This window comes from Cedecea neteri NBRC 105707 = ATCC 33855 (genome assembly GCF_001571265.1).
Lineage (GTDB): Bacteria > Pseudomonadota > Gammaproteobacteria > Enterobacterales > Enterobacteriaceae > Cedecea > Cedecea neteri.
This window is the reverse complement of record NZ_BCTL01000105.1, coordinates 1-3,270: the sequence shown is the minus strand read 5'-3', so window position 1 is coordinate 3,270 and position 3,270 is coordinate 1. Positions and strand designations below refer to the sequence as shown.

The following is a 3,270-nucleotide window of genomic DNA, read 5'->3' as shown; positions in this document are numbered from 1 at the left end:
ATGTTGGTCGTTATCCTGCGGGGCATCCAGCTTCACTGATGCATACTTACGGGGAAAATACTTTTGGTGGAACTGAGGAATATTTAGGGGAGAAAATCGGCAGCGGTCAGGAGGGTGATGTTTATGCAGGCCTGAAAGACACTTATGCTTATAAAGTATATATCGAAAAACCAACGGCTGGTAACACCAATATTCCGAATTTTATTCAAAAAGAAAGTCGAAATTTCAACGCTTACTATGGAGCTGGCGCATCTGAGGCATTCATTGATGATGGCAGTTATATTCTTAAAATGAGAAGGTTTTCAGGCTCGGCACTTTCCAGTGTTTCTCCTGATATCCGTGCGTCAGCCAGAACAGCGCTTGAAGAAGCATTAACTAAAATGGAAGGGAAAGGAATATATCATCAGGATTTACAATTAAAGAATTTTATATATTCATCAGAGGTCAATGAAGTTTATCCTGTAGACATTCAGACATTACCTCAGGCGATGATGCAAAGCATACCTGATGAAATGAATAGATATCTGCGTAAAAAAAATAATTTATTGGATCAACTATGACAGGGCTGTTATCCGCAAAAGGTATGCCCCGTCCAGTGGAGAGTCGCGTTATCCGAAAAAACAATACACTGAGCAGGATAGTTCCGGGATGCGTGCCTGATTCTGAATTTTGGTTAATGCACTCTCCCTATTCAAGAAGATAAAATGGCTCTGCCGGATACAGACGTAAGCCCCATCCTGGACGTGGTGTAATAGTTATTATACAGACTGGTCGTTAATGGTCCCGCTGATTTTACTGATGACCTCGCTTAGCCACCTCTCCGGCTCCACTCCATTGAGTTTGCAGGTGCTCAGCAGGCTGTAGATGATGGCCGCACTCTCACCGTCGCTATCCGGGCTGAAGAACAGGTGGTTTTGTAAGCATCCGGCAAACCCATATGACAGAACGATTTTGGCTCATTTCGGTGAGTCGATTGTCCCAGGTTTCTGAGCAGATATTGTGCCATCCCTGTACCACACAACGGTAGCAGCGATGCTGAGTACGGCTCACGCCTCGCAGGCCGCGGGTGTCGGTCATGTTGTCCCTGACAAGAGGGGCAGTGCTGGAAGGTCATGGTGCCCGGCAGACAGCAATGAGCGCCATGGCCGGGGTGCAGGGGACAAAGGTGGTGGTGGCACAGCAGGCGACTGACAGCGGGGAATATATAGGTCGTTATCCTGCAGGACATCCAGCTTCATTACTGCATACTTACGAGGAAAATATTTTTGGTGGGCAAAATGTGACTTGTCGCTTATGCCTGGCAGAGGAAATTGCGGCTGTTTACTCTTCAGTTAACCAGCTAATCAGTTGTTTAACCCGAGAAGATAAAAATTTACGAGAAGGATAATAAAGCCATAATGTTTTTGGTTTTGGCTCAAATTGAGGAAGTAACTGAATACATTGCCCATTATGTATGGCAGCACTGACATAGTCATAAGGCACTGTGGCAATTCCTTTTCCAGCAAGGACTGCATGAACGATTGCACTGGATGAATTTAGAACCAAGGTGCCATGAGGGGATATTCGTATTATTCTACCTTGATCCAAAAATAACCATGGTGTCACTCTACCTGAACTGGGTGATCTGTAAGCGATGCAATTGTGTCCAGATAAATCGTCTGGATTTTTCGGCGGCAGATGGTCCTGAAGATATGCAGTAGTCGTGACCGTAACTAGTCGCATTTCACGTAGTCGACGCGCAATTAATTGACTGTCTCCATTGATATTATTACCAACTCCTATATCAAATTTATGCTCAATTAAATCCAGTACCTTATCACTAAAATGCAAGTCAAGAATGATTTCAGGGTATTTACATTGAAACTCCAGCAGGTAAGGATAAATAAAATTCAGTCCCATCTCGTAGGGTAAATTTATTTTTATTGTGCCGGAGATGTTGTCCTTCTGCTGTTTGAGATATTCAAGTTGAGTTGCAATCTCTGCAACTAGCGGTGAGATCTTGTCATAGAATGACTCCCCTTCAGCTGTCAGCTGAACCGAATGTGTCGATCTTGAAAACAGACGTATCTCAAGATTTTTTTCTAATGTTGTTATAGCCATACTCATGGCTGCAGGTGAAATCCCCATTTGGCGAGCCGCTCCGGAAAAACTCCCTGCATTAGCGACAGCGATGAAGTGAAGAAGCTGCTTTGGAAGCATGTTATTAACCTCTAGTTAAAAGCATTGTAAAGCTTACTCTTCTTCCCATAGCCAGGCAAACATAGTGAAATAGAACTTATGAGACGTTTTTTAGCTTAAACATAGTGGCCTTTTTCAATTGGCTACTGCAACCGCATCAGAATTGATAAGGCGAAAGAAATGGATACTAAAAACACAATTATTGACCTAATGCTTAATCGTCGTTCAATCCGTCACTTTACTGGCGAAACTGTAAACGAGATAGATTTGATGAAAATTATTCAAGCTGCTCAACAGTCTCCTTCATCTATTAATGGCCAGCAGGTTTCACTCATCATTACGCGTGACAAAAAGAAGATCAAAAATATTGCGCAACTGGCAGGAGGGCAACCTCAGGTCTCAGGAGCAGATGTTTTTATTACCGTAGTAATCGATTTTTATCGAACTGCCTATTCTGTTTCACGTGCCAATACTGAACAAATTATTGAGCAATCAGCAGAGGGTATTGTTGTTGGGACATTTGATGCTGGCATAATGCTTAATGCGCTGCAAACAGCAGCTGAAAGCTTGGGATATGGTACGACCGTAATTGGTGGGATCCGCCATAATCCAGAGGGGATGATAAAATTACTTGGTTTACCGTCAAAAACGTATCCGATTGTTGGTATGACATTGGGAGTTATTGATAAAAGTAATTTTCCTGAAGTCAAACCCCGCGTTCCTTTGGAAAGTTTTGCAATGAATGAATGCTATGATAGTCAGAGTGTGAAAAAGGGAGTTGACGAGTATGATTTGGTATTACGGCAGTGGTGGGACCGGCAGGGGTTAACATATATGAAAAGTTATAATGATGAGCTTGCAGATGCTTATAGTGCCAACCGTTACGATAAAATTTCCAGCTCGTTTATAGCACAGGGGTTTAAGTTTGAATAATATTACTAACTCATAAACTTTACCCCCAACCGATGAGTCCTGTCGTGGGAATGATAAACCAAAACATTGCTTTCGTTTCTGTTTTTAGGACACTTCTTCGGGATGGAAAAGCCAGAATGAAAAGCGTCCTCCTTTCAGAGGGCGCTTGAGGCGGGATGA

Annotated in this window: 3 protein-coding genes and 1 pseudogene; 2 read left to right on the top strand and 2 right to left on the bottom strand. The window is 43.0% G+C overall.

Translation table 11 applies throughout. From position 1 onward, the window contains the following. A partial coding sequence (locus tag CNE01S_RS25560) for an OspG family effector kinase (RefSeq protein WP_169799435.1) occupies positions 1–560 on the top strand: 560 nt, incomplete at its 5' end. A 198-nt stretch (positions 561–758) separates the two neighbouring features. On the opposite strand, the pseudogene CNE01S_RS24925 reads toward CNE01S_RS25560, so the two are convergent. Together CNE01S_RS24925 and CNE01S_RS23870 are read right to left on the bottom strand one after the other, a co-directional pair. Then, positions 759–917: pseudogene (locus CNE01S_RS24925) on the bottom strand (transposase domain-containing protein); the annotation flags it as partial. A 403-nt stretch (positions 918–1,320) separates the two neighbouring features. Next, on the bottom strand, positions 1,321–2,199 hold the full coding sequence (locus tag CNE01S_RS23870; RefSeq protein WP_061279171.1) for a LysR family transcriptional regulator: 879 nt from the start codon (positions 2,197–2,199) through the stop codon (positions 1,321–1,323). 159 nt (positions 2,200–2,358) lie between these two features. On the opposite strand from CNE01S_RS23870, the gene CNE01S_RS23865 reads away from it, so the two are divergent. Then, on the top strand, positions 2,359–3,111 hold the full coding sequence (locus tag CNE01S_RS23865) for a nitroreductase family protein (RefSeq protein WP_061279169.1): 753 nt from the start codon (positions 2,359–2,361) through the stop codon (positions 3,109–3,111). Positions 3,112–3,270 lie beyond the last annotated feature (159 nt).

Coding starts and splice junctions, on each gene's coding strand:
- CNE01S_RS23870 (WP_061279171.1), bottom strand. CDS start 2,199: ATGCTTCCAAAGCAGCTTCTTCACTTCATCGCTGTCGCTAATGCAGGG.
- CNE01S_RS23865 (WP_061279169.1), top strand. CDS start 2,359: ATGGATACTAAAAACACAATTATTGACCTAATGCTTAATCGTCGTTCA.